At 60.8% G+C, this 15107-nt stretch carries 11 protein-coding genes; 8 read left to right on the forward strand and 3 right to left on the reverse strand.

What is annotated here, in order from left to right; genetic code table 11:
- The first annotated feature begins 1 nt into the window (after position 1).
- From AAIH70_RS28480 to AAIH70_RS28505, 6 genes are all read left to right on the forward strand, one after another.
- Positions 2-916 (forward strand): ABC transporter permease, encoded by a 915-nt coding sequence (locus AAIH70_RS28480; RefSeq protein WP_132272444.1) that lies wholly within the window; start codon positions 2-4, stop codon positions 914-916.
- Positions 917-966: 50 nt separating this feature from the next.
- On the forward strand, positions 967-2040 hold the full coding sequence (locus AAIH70_RS28485; RefSeq protein ID WP_132272445.1) for a BMP family ABC transporter substrate-binding protein: 1074 nt from the start codon (positions 967-969) through the stop codon (positions 2038-2040).
- Positions 2041-2199: 159 nt separating this feature from the next.
- Positions 2200-3558, forward strand: coding sequence for a bifunctional UDP-N-acetylglucosamine diphosphorylase/glucosamine-1-phosphate N-acetyltransferase GlmU (glmU, locus tag AAIH70_RS28490; protein WP_132272446.1), 1359 nt, complete (start codon positions 2200-2202; stop codon positions 3556-3558).
- Between the two features lie 210 nt (positions 3559-3768).
- Entirely contained in the window at positions 3769-5595 is a 1827-nt protein-coding gene (gene glmS / locus AAIH70_RS28495; protein ID WP_132272447.1) for a glutamine--fructose-6-phosphate transaminase (isomerizing), read from the forward strand.
- A complete protein-coding gene (locus tag AAIH70_RS28500) occupies positions 5592-6095 on the forward strand; it encodes a GNAT family N-acetyltransferase (RefSeq protein ID WP_132272448.1) in 504 nt (167 codons plus the stop codon). Before glmS ends, AAIH70_RS28500 begins: the two co-directional genes overlap by 4 nt.
- Before the next feature lie 12 nt (positions 6096-6107).
- The gene (locus AAIH70_RS28505) at positions 6108-6806 is read left to right on the forward strand and encodes a DUF502 domain-containing protein (protein WP_132272449.1); all 699 of its coding nucleotides are present in this window, start codon (positions 6108-6110) and stop codon (positions 6804-6806) included.
- Here AAIH70_RS28505 and recG read toward each other — a convergent pair.
- Together recG and AAIH70_RS28515 are read right to left on the reverse strand one after the other, a co-directional pair.
- The gene (gene recG / locus AAIH70_RS28510) at positions 6784-8889 is read right to left on the reverse strand and encodes an ATP-dependent DNA helicase RecG (protein ID WP_132272450.1); all 2106 of its coding nucleotides are present in this window, start codon (positions 8887-8889) and stop codon (positions 6784-6786) included. The two genes, AAIH70_RS28505 and recG, sit on opposite strands and share 23 nt — an antisense overlap.
- Positions 8890-9004: 115 nt before the next feature.
- A complete protein-coding gene (locus AAIH70_RS28515; RefSeq protein ID WP_132272451.1) occupies positions 9005-10015 on the reverse strand; it encodes an alpha/beta hydrolase family protein in 1011 nt (336 codons plus the stop codon).
- 220 nt (positions 10016-10235) lie between these two features.
- On the opposite strand from AAIH70_RS28515, the gene AAIH70_RS28520 reads away from it, so the two are divergent.
- Both AAIH70_RS28520 and mfd read left to right on the forward strand, forming a co-directional pair.
- On the forward strand, positions 10236-10565 hold the full coding sequence (locus AAIH70_RS28520; RefSeq protein ID WP_132272452.1) for a succinate dehydrogenase assembly factor 2: 330 nt from the start codon (positions 10236-10238) through the stop codon (positions 10563-10565).
- Positions 10562-14101 carry a transcription-repair coupling factor gene (gene mfd, locus AAIH70_RS28525; protein WP_132272453.1) on the forward strand — a complete coding sequence of 1180 codons (3540 nt, stop codon included), beginning with the start codon at positions 10562-10564 and terminating at the stop codon, positions 14099-14101. Before AAIH70_RS28520 ends, mfd begins: the two co-directional genes overlap by 4 nt.
- 52 nt (positions 14102-14153) lie before the next feature.
- On the opposite strand, the gene AAIH70_RS28530 is transcribed toward mfd, so the two are convergent.
- Positions 14154-15104: a DMT family transporter gene (locus tag AAIH70_RS28530; RefSeq protein WP_132272454.1), complete on the reverse strand. Its 951-nt coding sequence runs from the start codon at positions 15102-15104 to the stop codon at positions 14154-14156.
- Between the last annotated feature and the right edge of the window lie 3 nt (positions 15105-15107).

Genomic DNA, 15107 nt, shown 5'->3' on the forward strand with positions numbered 1-15107 from the left:
AATGTTCGAAGCGATCCTGCTCACCGTTATGACCGCCGCAACACCGCTGGTGATTGCCGCCCTGGGCGAACTGGTCACCGAGCGTTCCGGCGTGCTCAACCTCGGCGTCGAGGGCATGATGATCATGGGCGCCGTCTGCGCCTTCGCGACCGCCCATATGACCGGCTCGCCTTATCTCGGCATTCTCGCCGGCATCGGCGGCGGTGCGCTGTTTTCGCTGCTGTTCGGTTTCCTGACGCTGACGCTTGTCGCCAATCAGGTGGCGACCGGCCTGGCGCTGACCATTCTGGGGCTTGGCGTCTCGGGCCAGCTGGGCGAAAGTTTTGTCGGTCTGGCCGGCACCAAGCTGCAGCCGATCGTCTTTCCGGTTCTGTCGGATATCCCGTTCATCGGCCGTGTCCTGTTCGCGCAGGACCTGATCTTCTACCTGTCGATCGTGCTGATCATCGGCGTCAACTGGTTCCTGTTCAAAAGCCGGACGGGCCTGAAAATGCGCGCCATCGGCGACAATCACGGGTCGGCGCATGCGCTCGGAATCAATGTCGTGCGCACGCGCTATCTCGCCGTGCTGTTCGGCGGTGCCTGTGCCGGTCTGGCCGGGGCACAGCTGTCGCTGGTCTATACACCGCAATGGGTGGAGAACATGTCGGCCGGCCGCGGCTGGATCGCCCTGGCGCTGGTGGTTTTCGCTTCATGGCGGCCATGGCGCATTCTTGCCGGCGGTTATCTGTTTGGCGCGGTTACCATCGGCCAGCTTCATGCACAGGCTTTTGGCGTGGGCATTCCGTCGCAATTCCTTTCGGCACTTCCTTATGCCGCCACTATTGTCGTTCTTGTGATCATTTCGCATAATCGCCGTACGACACTCATCAACACGCCGGCCTCGCTCGGAAAACCTTTCGTTCCGGACCGATGACAGCGCGCAATAACAAACGAACAAACACTTCAAGCCAACAGGGGTTGAAAATGAAGAAGCTGATCATCGCACTCGCCGCGTCGGCCGCCGTTCTCGGTGGCATGTCGGGCGCCGCTCAGGCGCAGGAAAAGACCAAGGTATGTTTCATCTACGTGGGTCCGAAGACCGACGGCGGCTGGACGCAGGCCCATGATATCGGCCGTCAGGCGCTGGAAAAGGCGCTCGGCGACAAGATCGAGACCGCTTTCCTCGAAAACGTGCCGGAAGGCCCGGATGCCGAGCGCGCCATCGAGCGTATGGCCCGTTCGAACTGCGCGATGATCTATACGACCTCGTTCGGCTTCATGGACGCCACCGTCAAGGTTGCGGCAAAATTCCCGAAGGTGAAGTTCGAGCACGCCACCGGCTTCAAGGCTTCGGAAAACGTCGCGACCTACAACTCGCGCTTCTACGAAGGCCGTTACATCCAGGGCCAGATCGCTGCAAAGATGTCGAAGAAGGGCCTTGCCGGCTACATCGCCTCCTTCCCGATCCCGGAAGTCGTCATGGGTATCAACGCTTTTGAACTCGGCGCGAAGTCGGTCAACCCGGATTTCAAGATCAAGGTCGTATGGGCCAACACCTGGGCTGACCCGGGCAAGGAAGCCGATGCCGCCAAGGCGCTGGTCGACCAGGGCGTCGACATCCTGACCCAGCACACCGACACGACCGCACCGATCCAGGTTGCTGCCGAGCGCGGCATCATGGCCTTCGGTCAGGCGTCCGACATGATTGCGGCCGGCCCGAAGACGCAGCTGACGGCGATCGTCGACACCTGGGGTCCGTATTACATCAAGCGCACCAAGGCAGCGCTCGACGGTACCTGGAAGTCGGAACAGATCTGGGACGGACTGAAGGACGGCATTCTCACCATGGCGCCCTACACCAACATGCCGGACGACGTGAAGGCGATGGCCGAAGAGACCGAAGCCAAGATCAAGTCGGGTGAACTGCATCCGTTCACCGGCCCGATCAAGAAGCAGGACGGCTCGGAATGGCTGAAGGCCGGTGAAAAGGCCGAGGATGGCGTTCTGCTCGGCATGAATTTCTACGTCGAAGGCGTGGACGACAAGCTGCCGAAGTGAGGCGATTTGGTCGGCTTTGAGCCGGTGATATGACGAACTGTGAAAAGGGCACGCCGCAAGGGGTGCCCTTTTTGTTTTTGCCCGATAAAAGCCGTTCATAGCGTTTCAATCATCCTGCCGTTAAATAACGTCCAGGATTGACCCAAGGAGTTTCCACCGATGAGCCGCACATGTCTGGCCGTGATCCTCGCCGCAGGCGACAGCACCCGCATGAAATCGTCGATGTCGAAGGTACTGCATCCGGTCGCGGGTCGGCCGATGATTGCGCATGTGATGCAGGCTGTGGTCGGCGCCGGCATGGGCGATGCGGCGCTGGTTCTCGGACGTGACGCCGAAAAGGTCGAAAAGGCGGCGCAGATTGGCGGAATCACCACCTCCAGCTTTCTGCAGACGCAGCGGCTCGGCACCGGACATGCGGTGCTGGCGGCGCGTGACGCGATCGCCAAGGGTTATGACGATGTGGTCGTGGCTTATGGTGACGTACCGCTGATCACGCCAGCACCGTTCGCGGCCGCCCGCGAAAAACTGACCGAAGGCGCCGATATCGTCGTCATCGGTTTTCATACCGACAAGCCGACCGGCTACGGTCGTCTTCTGGTCGAGAACGGCGAACTCATCGCCATCCGTGAGGAGAAGGATGCCACTGACGAGGAGCGCAAGGTCACCTGGTGCAATAGCGGACTGATGGCGATCAATGGCGCCAAGGCTCTCGAACTGCTCGACAGGATCGACAACAAGAATGCCAAGGGCGAATATTACCTCACCGATCTCGTCGAGATCGCCCGCGCCGCCGGCGGCAAGGTCGTCGCCGTCGATGCGCCGGAAAGCGAACTGACCGGCTGCAACAACCGCGCCGAACTGGCCTATATCGAAAAACTCTGGCAGGAGCGTCGCCGCCACGAAATCATGGTCTCGGGCGTGACGATGATTGCCCCGGAAACGGTGTTTCTCTCCTTCGATACTGAGATCGGTCAGGATGCGCTGATCGAACCGAATGTCGTGTTCGGTCCGGGTGTCACCGTCGAGGGCGGCGCGATCATCCATGCGTTTTCGCATCTGGAAGGCGCCTATGTTGCCGCCGGTGCGACCGTCGGGCCATATGCACGCTTGCGTCCGGGCGCCAATCTCGGTGCAGGCTCAAAGGTCGGCAATTTCTGCGAGGTAAAGAAGGCTGAGATCGGCGAGGGCGCCAAGGTCAATCACCTGACCTATATCGGCGATGCCTTTGTCGGTGCGCATACCAATATCGGTGCCGGCACGATCACCTGTAACTATGACGGCGTGAACAAACACGAGACCCGTATCGGCGCGGATGCGTTCATCGGCTCCAACTCGTCGCTGGTGGCACCTGTCACGATCGGTGACGGTGCTTATGTTGCATCAGGCAGTGTCATTACCGAAGACGTGCCGTCTGATGCGCTGGCTTTTGGCCGGGCACGTCAGGACGTGAAACCGGATCGCGCAAAGGTCATTCGCGAGCGGGCGCTGGCACTCAAGAAGGCGCGCAGCGGCAAATAAACAAACCTGTCACGCTGAACAGATAAAAGGGAGTGCGGAATACCGCGCTCCCTTTCTTTTTAGGGCGTTTAAACTCGCTCTTTACGTGTTTCTAAATGTTAACGGTGGAGCGTTACGCTGCGACACCGAAAGTGACTGTCGGCCGGATTGCGTAAGTCACTGGATCGGCTAGGTATTCGCTCGGATCAAACAACTTAGGAAAAAGCGTACATGTGTGGAATTGTCGGGATCGTCGGAAAAGGACCTGTGGCAGAGCGTCTGGTCGATGCGCTGCGCAGGCTCGAATACCGCGGCTACGATTCGGCCGGTGTCGCCACCATCCATGACGGCGTGATGGATCGCCGCCGCGCCGAAGGCAAACTCTTCAACCTCGAAAAGACACTGGACGGCGAGCCGCTGCCGGGCAATATCGGCATCGCGCATACCCGTTGGGCCACGCATGGCGTGCCGAATGTGCCGAATGCACATCCGCATTTTGTCGATGGCGTCGCTGTCGTCCATAACGGCATCATTGAGAATTTTTCGGAACTGAAGGACGAACTGGTCGCCGAAGGCGCCGTGTTCGAAAGCGAAACCGATACGGAAGTCGTTGCGCATCTTCTGGCCAAATACACGCGCGAAGGCCTCGATCATCGCGCCGCCATGCTGAAGATGCTGAACCGCGTGCACGGCGCCTACGCGCTTGTCGTGATGTTCAAGGATGCACCGGACACGATCCTCTCTGCCCGCTTTGGACCGCCGCTGGCCATCGGTCACGGTCGCGGTGAAATGTTCCTCGGCTCGGATGCGATCGCGCTGTCGCCGTTTACCAACGAGATCACCTATCTGGTCGATGGCGACTTTGCCGTCATCACCCATGACAAGCTCGAAGTCACCGACTATTCCGGCAAGCCGGTGAAGCGCCAGAGCCAGATTTCGCAGGCGGCGGCCTATGTTGTCGACAAGGGCAACCACCGCCACTTCATGGAAAAGGAAATCTACGAGCAGCCGGAAATCATTTCGCATGCGCTTGGCCATTATGTCGATTTCGCTGCCAACGCACTGAAGCCGCAGGCCGGCACGATCGATTTCGCCAAGCTGTCGGGCCTTGCCATTTCCGCCTGCGGCACCGCCTATCTCGCCGGCCTCGTCGGCAAATACTGGTTCGAGCGTTATGCCCGCCTGCCGGTCGAAATCGATGTCGCTTCGGAATTCCGTTACCGCGAACTGCCTCTGTCGCCGACGCAGGCCGCTCTGTTCATTTCGCAGTCCGGCGAGACGGCCGATACGCTCGCTTCGCTGCGGTATGCCAAGGAGCAGGGACTGAAGATCGGCGCCATCGTCAACGTACAGGAATCGACCATCGCGCGTGAATCCGATGCTGTCTTCCCGATCCTGGCCGGCCCGGAAATCGGTGTTGCCTCCACCAAGGCATTCACCTGCCAGCTGGCGGTTCTGGCCTCGCTTGCCATCGGTGCTGCGCGCGCGCGTGGCACGATCGATGCTGCGGCTGAAAAGGAAATGATCGGCCATCTGATCGAGATGCCGCGCATCATGAGCCGTGTGCTCAATGCCGTGCAGCCGCAGATCGAGAGCCTGGCGCGCGATCTGTCGCGTTTCAAGGACGTGCTTTATCTCGGCCGCGGCACCAGCTATCCGCTGGCGCTCGAAGGCGCGCTGAAGCTCAAGGAAATTTCCTATATCCACGCCGAAGGTTATGCTGCCGGCGAGCTGAAGCATGGCCCGATCGCGCTGATCGACGAGCACATGCCCGTCATTGTCATTGCCCCTTACGACCGCTTTTTCGACAAGACCGTGTCGAACATGCAGGAAGTGGCGGCGCGCGGCGGCAAGATCATCTTCATCACCGACGAAAAGGGTGCAGCGGCCACCAAGCTGCCGACCATGGCGACCATCGTGCTGCCGGAAGTCGACGAAGTGATTTCGCCGATGATCTACGCCCTGCCGATCCAGTTGCTGGCCTACCACACGGCCGTCTTCATGGGCACGGATGTCGACCAGCCGCGCAATCTGGCAAAATCGGTGACGGTCGAGTGATTTTGCGGCCTGAGCAACCCGGCGATGTGGCGGCAATCGCCGCCGTCACTGCGGAGGCTTTCGCCGGTGCCCCTCACAGCGATGGCAGCGAGCCTGCCATCATCGACCGCCTGAGAGCTGCCGCTGCGCTGGCCGTGTCTCTGGTGGCGGTTGATGACGCTGCTGTCATTGGCCATATCGCCTTTTCACGAGTGCGTTTTTCCAGTGGTGAACCCGATTGGTATGCGCTCGGTCCCGTTTCGGTTCTGCCGAAACATCAAGGCCGGGGTGTCGGCGGTGATCTGATCCGTGATGGCTTGCAGGCGCTGAAGGCACGTGGCGCGGCCGGATGCGTGCTGCTTGGTGAGCCGGCTTACTACACGCGTTTCGGCTTCCTGAGCGGCGCTGGCCTCACCACTCCCGGTCTGCCTCCTGAATATTTGATGGCCTTGCCCTTGCGGGGGCAGGTGCCATCCGGCATTCTTTCCTTCCATGCCGCCTTTGGCGTCGACTCAGCATAAATTCAGGTTTTTATGACCGATCCCCTCGAAAAACTGTCGCTGGCCGGTCGGCTCAGAAATAATTTCCTCACAGGCCTGATCATCTGTGCTCCGCTGGCGATCACCATCTGGCTGACCTTCACCTTCATCGACTGGGCCGACAGCTGGGTAACGCCATACATCCCGCAGCGTTACGACCCACAATATTATTTCGACGTCACCATTCCAGGTACAGGTCTGCTGATCGCCGTCATCCTGATCACCATGATCGGATTTCTCGGCAAGAACCTGATCGGCCGCACGATCGTCAACTTTGGCGAGTCGGTGCTGCATCGCATGCCGCTGGTGCGCACCCTCTACAAAAGCCTCAAGCAGATTTTCGAGACCGTGCTGAAGGAACAGTCGACATCCTTCAAGAAATGCGGGCTGATTGAATTTCCGAGCCCCGGCAGCTGGGCGCTGGTGTTCATCGCCGGCGATGCGCAGGGCGAAATCGCTGCCAAGCTGAATGCGGATGGCGAGGAGATGGTGGGCGTGTTCCTGCCACCCACACCGGTTCCGACCGCCGGCTTTCTTATGTTCGTGCCAAAAAGCAAGATCGTCATGCTCGACATGACGCCGGAAGAGGGCGCGCGCCTGCTGATCTCCGGTGGCCTGATCGCACCGGACTGGGCGCCAAAAACGGCGGAAGTGCCGGTTCTGGCAGCCCCTATCCCGCCCGCAAAAACCTGATCGCCTCGTCGCGGCGGTGCAGGTACAACAGCACACGCATCGCCTCGCCGCGTTCGCTGGTGAGGTCCGGGTCTTTTTCCAACAGATAGCTCGCATCCTTGCGGGCGATTTCGAGAAGATCGGCATGCGCTTCGAGGCTGGCAAGCTTGAAACCGGGCGTGCCTGACTGGCGGGTGCCGAGCAGCTCGCCTTCGCCGCGCAGTTTCAGGTCTTCCTCGGCAATCAGAAACCCGTCCTCGCTGTCGCGCAGGATGGATAGACGAGCATGGCCGGTCTCGCTGAGCGGGCCCTTGTAAAGCAGAATGCAGGTGGAGGCATCGGCACCACGGCCGACGCGGCCGCGCAGCTGGTGCAGCTGGGCAAGACCGAAACGTTCGGCGTGTTCGATGACCATGATCGTTGCATCCGGCACATCGACGCCGACCTCGACCACGGTGGTGGCGACCAGAAGGCGGATTTCGCCACTTTTGAACGCCGCCATGACGGCATCCTTTTCCGCACCCGACATGCGGCCGTGCACGAGGCCGACATTTTTTTCGCCGAGTTCGCGGGCGAGGATGGCAAAGCGTTCTTCCGCAGACATCAGTTCCACCACATCGGATTCTTCCACCAGCGGGCAGATCCAGTACGCCTTCTTGCCTTCTGCAACGGCACTTCGCAGACGGCCGACAATGTCTCCCAGCCGTTCGGTCGGCACGGTCACGGTCTGGATCGGTTTGCGGCCTGCCGGTTTTTCCGTGAGTTTCGATACGTCCATGTCGCCAAAGGCGGCGAGCACCAGCGTGCGCGGAATTGGCGTTGCGGTCATCACCAACATATGCGGCGAGATGCCTTTCGACGTCAGCCGCAGGCGCTGGTGGACACCGAAACGATGCTGCTCATCCACCACCGCCAGCGCCAGGTTGTGGTAGCTGATCGTATCCTGAAACAGCGCATGCGTGCCGATGATGATCTGCGCCTCGCCGGATGCAATGCGTTCGCTGATCGCCTCGCGTTCCTTGCCCTTGGTGCGACCTGTCAGGATATCGACGGTGATACCGGCGGCATCCGCCAGTTTCGCAATCGTCGCAAAATGCTGGCGGGCAAGAATTTCGGTCGGTGCCATCAGCACCGCCTGACCGCCACTTTCGACGGCTGCCGCCATGGAGAGGAGCGCCACCAGCGTTTTGCCGGCACCGACATCGCCCTGCAACAGCCGCAGCATGCGGTCTTCGCCGGCCATATCCTTCAAGATGTCCTCGACGGCGCGTTTCTGGCTGGCGGTCATCGAAAAGGGCAGCGCGGCGATGATCTTTGCGGCGATATCGCCTTTTACCCGGATCGGCGTGCCCGGCACCTTTCGGATCTTCTGCCGGACCAGCGCCAGCGACACCTGACCGGCGAGAAATTCGTCATAGGCTAGACGACGACGCGCCGGTGCCTGCGGGTCAATATCGGCGGCATCACGCGGGTCGTGCAGATCTCGAAACGCATCCGAAACGGATGGAAAGGACTGACGCTGCGTGAGGTTGAGGTCGATCCATTCGGCAAGCTCTGGCAGGCGCGCGACGGCGTGTTCGATCGCCTTGCGCAGCGTTTTCGGCGACAGACCGGCGGTGAGCGGATAGACCGGCTCGACCAGCGGCAGATTTTCCGCCTCCGAAACCTTTACCATGAAATCCGGGTGGATCATCGAGGCGCGGCCGTTGAACCAGTCGACCTTGCCGCTGACCATCACCTGTTCGTCGATGGGCAGCGTCTTTTCCAGCCAGTTCCCCTTGGCGCGGAAAAAGGTCAGCGCCAGTTCGCCGGTCTCGTCATGGAGAAACACGCGATAGGGCTGGTTGGTGCGCGCCGGTGGCGGCATGTGTCGATCGACACGGCCTTCGATGGTGACGATGGTGCCCTGCGGCGCCAGCGCGATGCCCGGCCGGTTGCGGCGATCGATCAGCGAAAACGGCGCATGGAAGAGCAGATCGACCACACGGCAGTCGTCGGCATCCTCCCGACCGGTGACCTTGGCGATCATGTCGGCAAGTTTTGGTCCGACGCCGGCAAGCGCGGAAACAGGCGAAAATAGCGGATCAAGCACGGCGGGTCGCATGCCTTGTTACATGCGACGGAGAGGCCGAATTGGCAATGGGCCGAAATGCTTTATCGATGCATTTCAACGCCGCGATGGCGTGGCTGCGTTTGTTCAGATGTGAAACGCGCGCCCCTTACAGATGCACGCCGAGAAAATCGCGGACATCGCGTTCGATATCGACATGGATTTTGACCCGATCGACCGTTGGGGCATCTTCGCAGATAAGGGCGGCTTCTGCGCGCACCACTTCCGGGCAGGGATCGATGAAGACGAAATGGGCGCCTTCAACGACCGTTTCCTGCGGTCTCTTTGGCAGATTTCGGACCAATTCCAGCGCGTTGGGCGCGGCACGAAGGTAGGAATCGTCCTGTGGCCGCATCATCAGGATGGGCATTGTCAGCGCAGCAAGACCCGCCTGATCGAACAGCATGCCGAGGGGATCCATCAGAACGACTGCCTTGAGGCGAATATTCGTTTGGGGCAGGGCAGCGTCGTTTCTTGCTGCCGGCTGGGGAGGTCTGTCCCGCGCCTGTCCGCACGATCCGATGTCACTGCGCCCCTCGGTGGCGCAATAGGCGATGGCCTGCTGGAAATTCGGGTGGGCGCCAGCCAGAACGAGGGCTGTATATCCACCCGCGGAATAACCGATCATGCCGATCCGTTCCGCGTCGATAAACGGCGCAAAACGGGCATTCTGCAGGAACGCTTCCAATGCCGCCGTCGCCTGGCGCGGCCGAAGCGAAAGAACTTTTGGCTTATCGGCAAGACGCGGATGGCCGGCGGCGTCACCCACATGCAAAGGCGCGACGACAATATATCCCGCGCGGGCCAGCATGGCGGCAAGGTTGCGATGTGAAAGAGGCGTGCCGCCGCTGCCATGCGAAAACAGCACCACCGGAAAACGACGATCCTTTACCGGTGCAGCACCACGCGTCGCCGAAATCGTGAACGGGCCGGCCTGCCATGGTTCTTCCGCGACGGATGTCGGATACCAGATAAACATGTCGAATGCGCCCTCTGCCGTCTCCACCGGCAGTCGGGAAAAACCGGCGGCATAGGATGGCTGCCCGGACAGGTTTTGTGCGCCACACACGGACGCGAGGAACAGCAAAGGCAGCGCAACAAGAATGGCGAAACGCCGCATGAATACCTCCCAGAAGATGACAGAGAAACACATTAATATGATTATTTGTCACAAATAGAATGCCGCTTTGCAACTTTGAATGCGCGATAAACTCCATCCAGGGGCGCGGATTTGGCGAGGCCGCGTCAGAAGCGCCATCATTCGGCAGGTTTTGCCGAAAAACCGGTTTCCACCGCTCCAAGGCTTGCTCTATAGAGGGCACGCAACAAAGGTTTCGGACATGACTGGACTGACGCGCACCAGCGCAGACCTCGACCCGCGCCGCAGGCGCATCCTCTATCGCTGCTGGCATCGCGGTATCCGCGAGATGGATCTCGTCTTCGGGCAGTTCGCTGAAGAGCAGATTTCCGCGCTGACGGACGAAGAACTCGACGCATTCGAGATCATCATGACCGAGGAAGATGCGGACCTGAACAGCTGGATCACAGGCGCCGTTCCGGTTCCGGAACGATATCGCACGCCGCTCTTCGAACGTCTTGCCTCCTATCGTCCGGATTTCGATCTGGTGACCCGCGAAAGCCTGAATGCAAAGGGTGATGCCTTCCGATGATTTCCGGTTTCGATGCGAAGAAGATTGCCGCCGGTTCGACGCCGCTGATCATTGGCAATGTGCCGACCGGTATCGAGCCGCTGCTGCTGGCCGAAATGGCGCGCGCCGGTCAGCCGGTCGCCTATGTGATCTCCGACGGCCAGCGCATGGCCGATCTGGAACAAATGCTGGGTTTCGTCGCGCCGGAAATTCCGGTCCTGACGCTGCCTGCCTGGGACTGTCTGCCTTATGACCGCGTGTCGCCGAGCGCCGATACGTCGGCGCGTCGTCTGGCGGCCCTTTCCGGCCTGATCGCGCATGCAAAAAAGCAGCATCCGGCTATCGTCCTCGTCACCGTCAATGCGATGATGCAGAAGATCGCGCCGGCGGATGTGATCGAAAGCCTCGCCTTTTCGGCAAAACCCGGCAACCAGATCCGCATGGACGACATTGCCGCCCGCCTTGAGCGCAATGGTTTCGACCGTGTGTCGACCGTGCGCGAAGTCGGCGAGTTTGCGGTGCGCGGCGGTATTCTCGACGTTTTTGTTCCGGGTACGGAAGAGCCGGTGCGCCTCGACTTCTTTGGCGACACGCTGGAAACGATCCGCAGTTTTGATCCGGCCAGCCAGCGCACGACGGGACAGGAGCGTTCGCTCGATCTCAACCCGATGAGCGAAGTGACGCTGACGCCCGATACGATCAGCCGCTTCCGCAAGAACTACCTGTCGCTGTTCGGCGCAGCCAACCGGGACGATGCGCTCTATCAGGCCGTCTCCGAAGGCCGGCGATATGCGGGCATGGAACACTGGCTGCCGCTGTTCTACGACCGTCTGGAAACCGCATTCGATTATCTGCGGGGTTTTCGTATCGTCACCGACCATACGGCACGGGAAGCTGCGGCCGAACGCTCCAAGCTGGTGATCGATTATTTTGAGGCGCGGCGCGACAGCGGCATTCAGGGCAAAGGCAAGGGGGCGGCCATGCAGGCCGCACCCTACAAACCCGTTTCGCCGGGGCAGCTTTATCTTGACGGCAAAAGCTTTGCGGCAGGTCTCGACGAGGCCGGTGCGATCCGCCTGACGCCGTTCAACGAGATGGATTCCGAAGGCCGCAAGGTTCTTTCGCTCGACGCCCATGCCGGTCCGCGCTGGGCAAAAACCCAGGCCGAGACGCAATCGGAAACGCCGGAACGCGACGCCGATAGCGAGGCTGGGCGCGTCAACGTTTTCGATCTGGTCGTCAAGCATATCGCCGACAAGCGCGCCGAAGGCGACAAGGTGCTGATTACCGGCTGGTCTGCCGGTTCGCTCGACCGCCTGTTGCAGGTGTTGGACGAGCGTGGCCTGAAGCGTATTCGCCAGATCGAAAAGCTCGACGATCTCAAGAAGCTGGAGAAAGGCGAGGCGGCTGCGGCCGTGATGAGCCTCGAAGCGGGTTTCGAGACGGGCGATCTCGTCGTCATCGGCGAGCAGGATATTCTGGGCGACCGCATGGTGCGCCGTGGCAAGCGCCGCAAGCGTGGAGCGGAGTTCCTCACCGAAGTGGCTGGCCTCGATGAAGGTTCGCTGGTCGTGCATGCCGAGCATGGTATCGGCCGGTTCGTCGGGCTTGTGACGATCGAGGCGGCAGGTGCGCCGCGCGCTTGCCTTGAACTGCATTATGCCGATGCGGCAAAACTGTTCCTGCCGGTGGAAAACATCGACATCCTGTCACGCTACGGTTCGGATGCGGCGGAAGCGCAGCTCGACAAGCTCGGCGGCGGCGCATGGCAGGCCCGCAAGGCCAAGCTGAAAAAGCGCCTGCTCGACATGGCCGATGCGCTGATCCGCATCGCCGCCACCCGCATCACGCGGCGTGCGCCGGTTCTGGCGACGCCGGAAGGACTGTATGACGAATTTGCCGCGCGTTTTCCTTATGACGAGACCGAGGATCAGGCCGGCGCCATCGATTCCGTGCGCGAGGATCTCGCCGCCGGTCGGCCGATGGATCGCCTCGTCTGCGGTGACGTCGGTTTCGGCAAGACCGAAGTGGCGCTGCGCGCCGCCTTCTTCGCTGCAATGAATGGTGCGCAGGTGGCGGTCGTGGTGCCGACCACGCTGCTCGCCCGCCAGCATTACCGCACCTTTACCGAACGTTTCCGTGGTCTGCCGATCAAGCTGGCGCAGGCGTCGCGTCTCGTGACGGCCAAGGAGCTGGCACAGACCAAGAAGGATGTTGCCGACGGCAAGGTCGATATCGTCGTCGGCACGCATGCGCTGCTGGGCACCGGCATCCAGTTCGCCAATCTGGCGCTTCTCATTATCGATGAGGAGCAGCATTTTGGCGTCAAACACAAGGAACGTCTGAAGGAGCTGAAGAGCGACGTGCATGTGCTGACGCTGTCGGCAACGCCGATCCCGCGCACGCTTCAGCTTGCCATGACCGGTGTGCGCGAACTGTCACTGATCACCACGCCGCCGGTGGACCGCATGGCGGTCAGAACCTTCATCTCGCCCTTCGACCCGCTGGTCATCCGCGAAACCTTGATGCGCGAGCATTATCGTGGGGGGCAGAGTTTCTATGTCTGCCCGCGTCTGGCCGACCTGCCGGAAATCGAAGCGTTTTTGCGCTCCGACGTGCCGGAACTCAAGGTGGCGGTTGCCCATGGCCAGATGGCGGCCGGTGATCTCGAAGACATCATGAATGCCTTCTACGACGGCAAATATGATGTGCTTCTGTCGACCACGATCGTCGAATCCGGCCTGGATGTACCGACCGCCAACACGCTGATCGTGCATCGGGCCGACATGTTCGGTCTCGCCCAGCTTTACCAGCTGCGTGGCCGTGTCGGTCGCTCCAAGGTGCGCGCATTCGCGCTGTTCACGCTACCGGTCAACAAGCAGCTCACCACGATGGCCGAACGTCGTCTCAAGGTTCTGCAGTCGCTCGACACGCTTGGCGCCGGTTTCCAGCTGGCGAGCCACGATCTCGATATTCGCGGCGCCGGCAATCTGCTCGGCGAGGAACAGTCGGGTCATATCAAGGAAGTCGGTTTCGAGCTTTACCAGCAGATGCTGGAGGAGGCTGTGGCCGAAGTGAAGGGTGACGACGAGATCACCGATACCGGCTGGTCGCCGCAGATTTCCGTCGGCATCACCGTGATGATCCCGGAAGATTATGTGCCCGACCTGCATCTGCGCATGGGCCTCTATCGCCGCCTCGGCGAACTGACGGAGCTTGCCGAAATCGACGGTTTCGGCGCCGAAATGGTCGATCGTTTCGGGCCTATGCCGAAGGAGGTGCAGAACCTCCTCAAGGTCGTTTACATCAAGTCGCTGTGCCGCAAGGCCAATGTCGAAAAGGTGGATGCCGGGCCGAAGGGCATCGTGCTGCAGTTCCGCGACAAGCAGTTCCCGAACCCGGCCAATCTCGTCGGTTTCATCGCCAAGCAGGGCACGATGGCCAAGATCCGGCCGGACCACAGCGTGTTCCTGACCCGCGACCTGCCCACGCCGGAAAAACGGCTGGTGACCGCTGCCCAGGTGATGGGCCAGATGGCCGAACTGGCCAAGGCATAAAAAATCCCCGGGTTTGTCGCCCGGGGATTTTTCGTTTCAGCTGTGTTTCGATTTATTTCTGCTCGGTCGGTTCTTCCGGCGAAACCATCGCGGCGGCCTGCGCATCCGTGCCGATCGATGGCGGCAGCGGCGTGCCACGCACGCGTTCGCGCACCAGCGTCAGCAGGCCGGAGCCGACGATCAACAGAATGCCTATCATCATCGGCAGGTCGATATGATCGCCGAAGACAAGATAACCGAACAGTACCGCCCAGAGCATCTGGCTGTATTGCGTCGGGCCGATCAGTGTGGCGGGGGCATAGGCGGCCGCATACATCAACAGGATGGCGGCGATGGCGGCAAAACCGCCGTATCCGGCAAGCCAGACCCATTGCATGGCCGTGGGCACCTGGAAACCGGGAATGGCCAGCGCGCCGCAGACGACCAGCGTGCCGAGAACGCCGGCGCCATAAAGCGAAATATTCTTCTCCGACGGTCCCATAGCGCGAAAGATGACGATCGAGATGGCGCCGCTCAAACCGCCGAACACGGCGCCGAGATGGCCGATCGAAAGCTCGCGAAAGCCCGGTCGCAGCACGATCATCACTCCGACGAAACCAATGATGACGGCGCCCCAGCGGCGAAATCCGACCTGTTCCTTGAGGAAAACCACCGACATGATGGTGACGAAGGACGGCAGCAGAAAGATCAGCGCAAAGGCCTCCGCCATCGACAGATGGGTGAAGGCGGTGACGCTGCCGATCGTGCCGCCGGCCTGGGCTGCAAAACGCAGGATCCACAGCGGTCGGTTGGTGGTGGCAAACACATCGGTCCAGCGGTCGCCCGGCTTCATGATGAAGGGCAGGGCCATGGCACCGAAAATGGCACCGAGGAACGAGGCCTGATAGGGGCTGAGCGTACCTTCCAGCAATTTGACGCTGGCGTCGCTGAATGCATAGGCGGCAAAGGAGGCGAAGGCGATCAGGACGCCCTTGAGAGCATGGTCTTTCGAAACAGTGGTCATGGT

The sequence above is a fragment of the Neorhizobium sp. BT27B genome (assembly GCF_050455485.1).
GTDB lineage: Bacteria > Pseudomonadota > Alphaproteobacteria > Rhizobiales > Rhizobiaceae > Neorhizobium.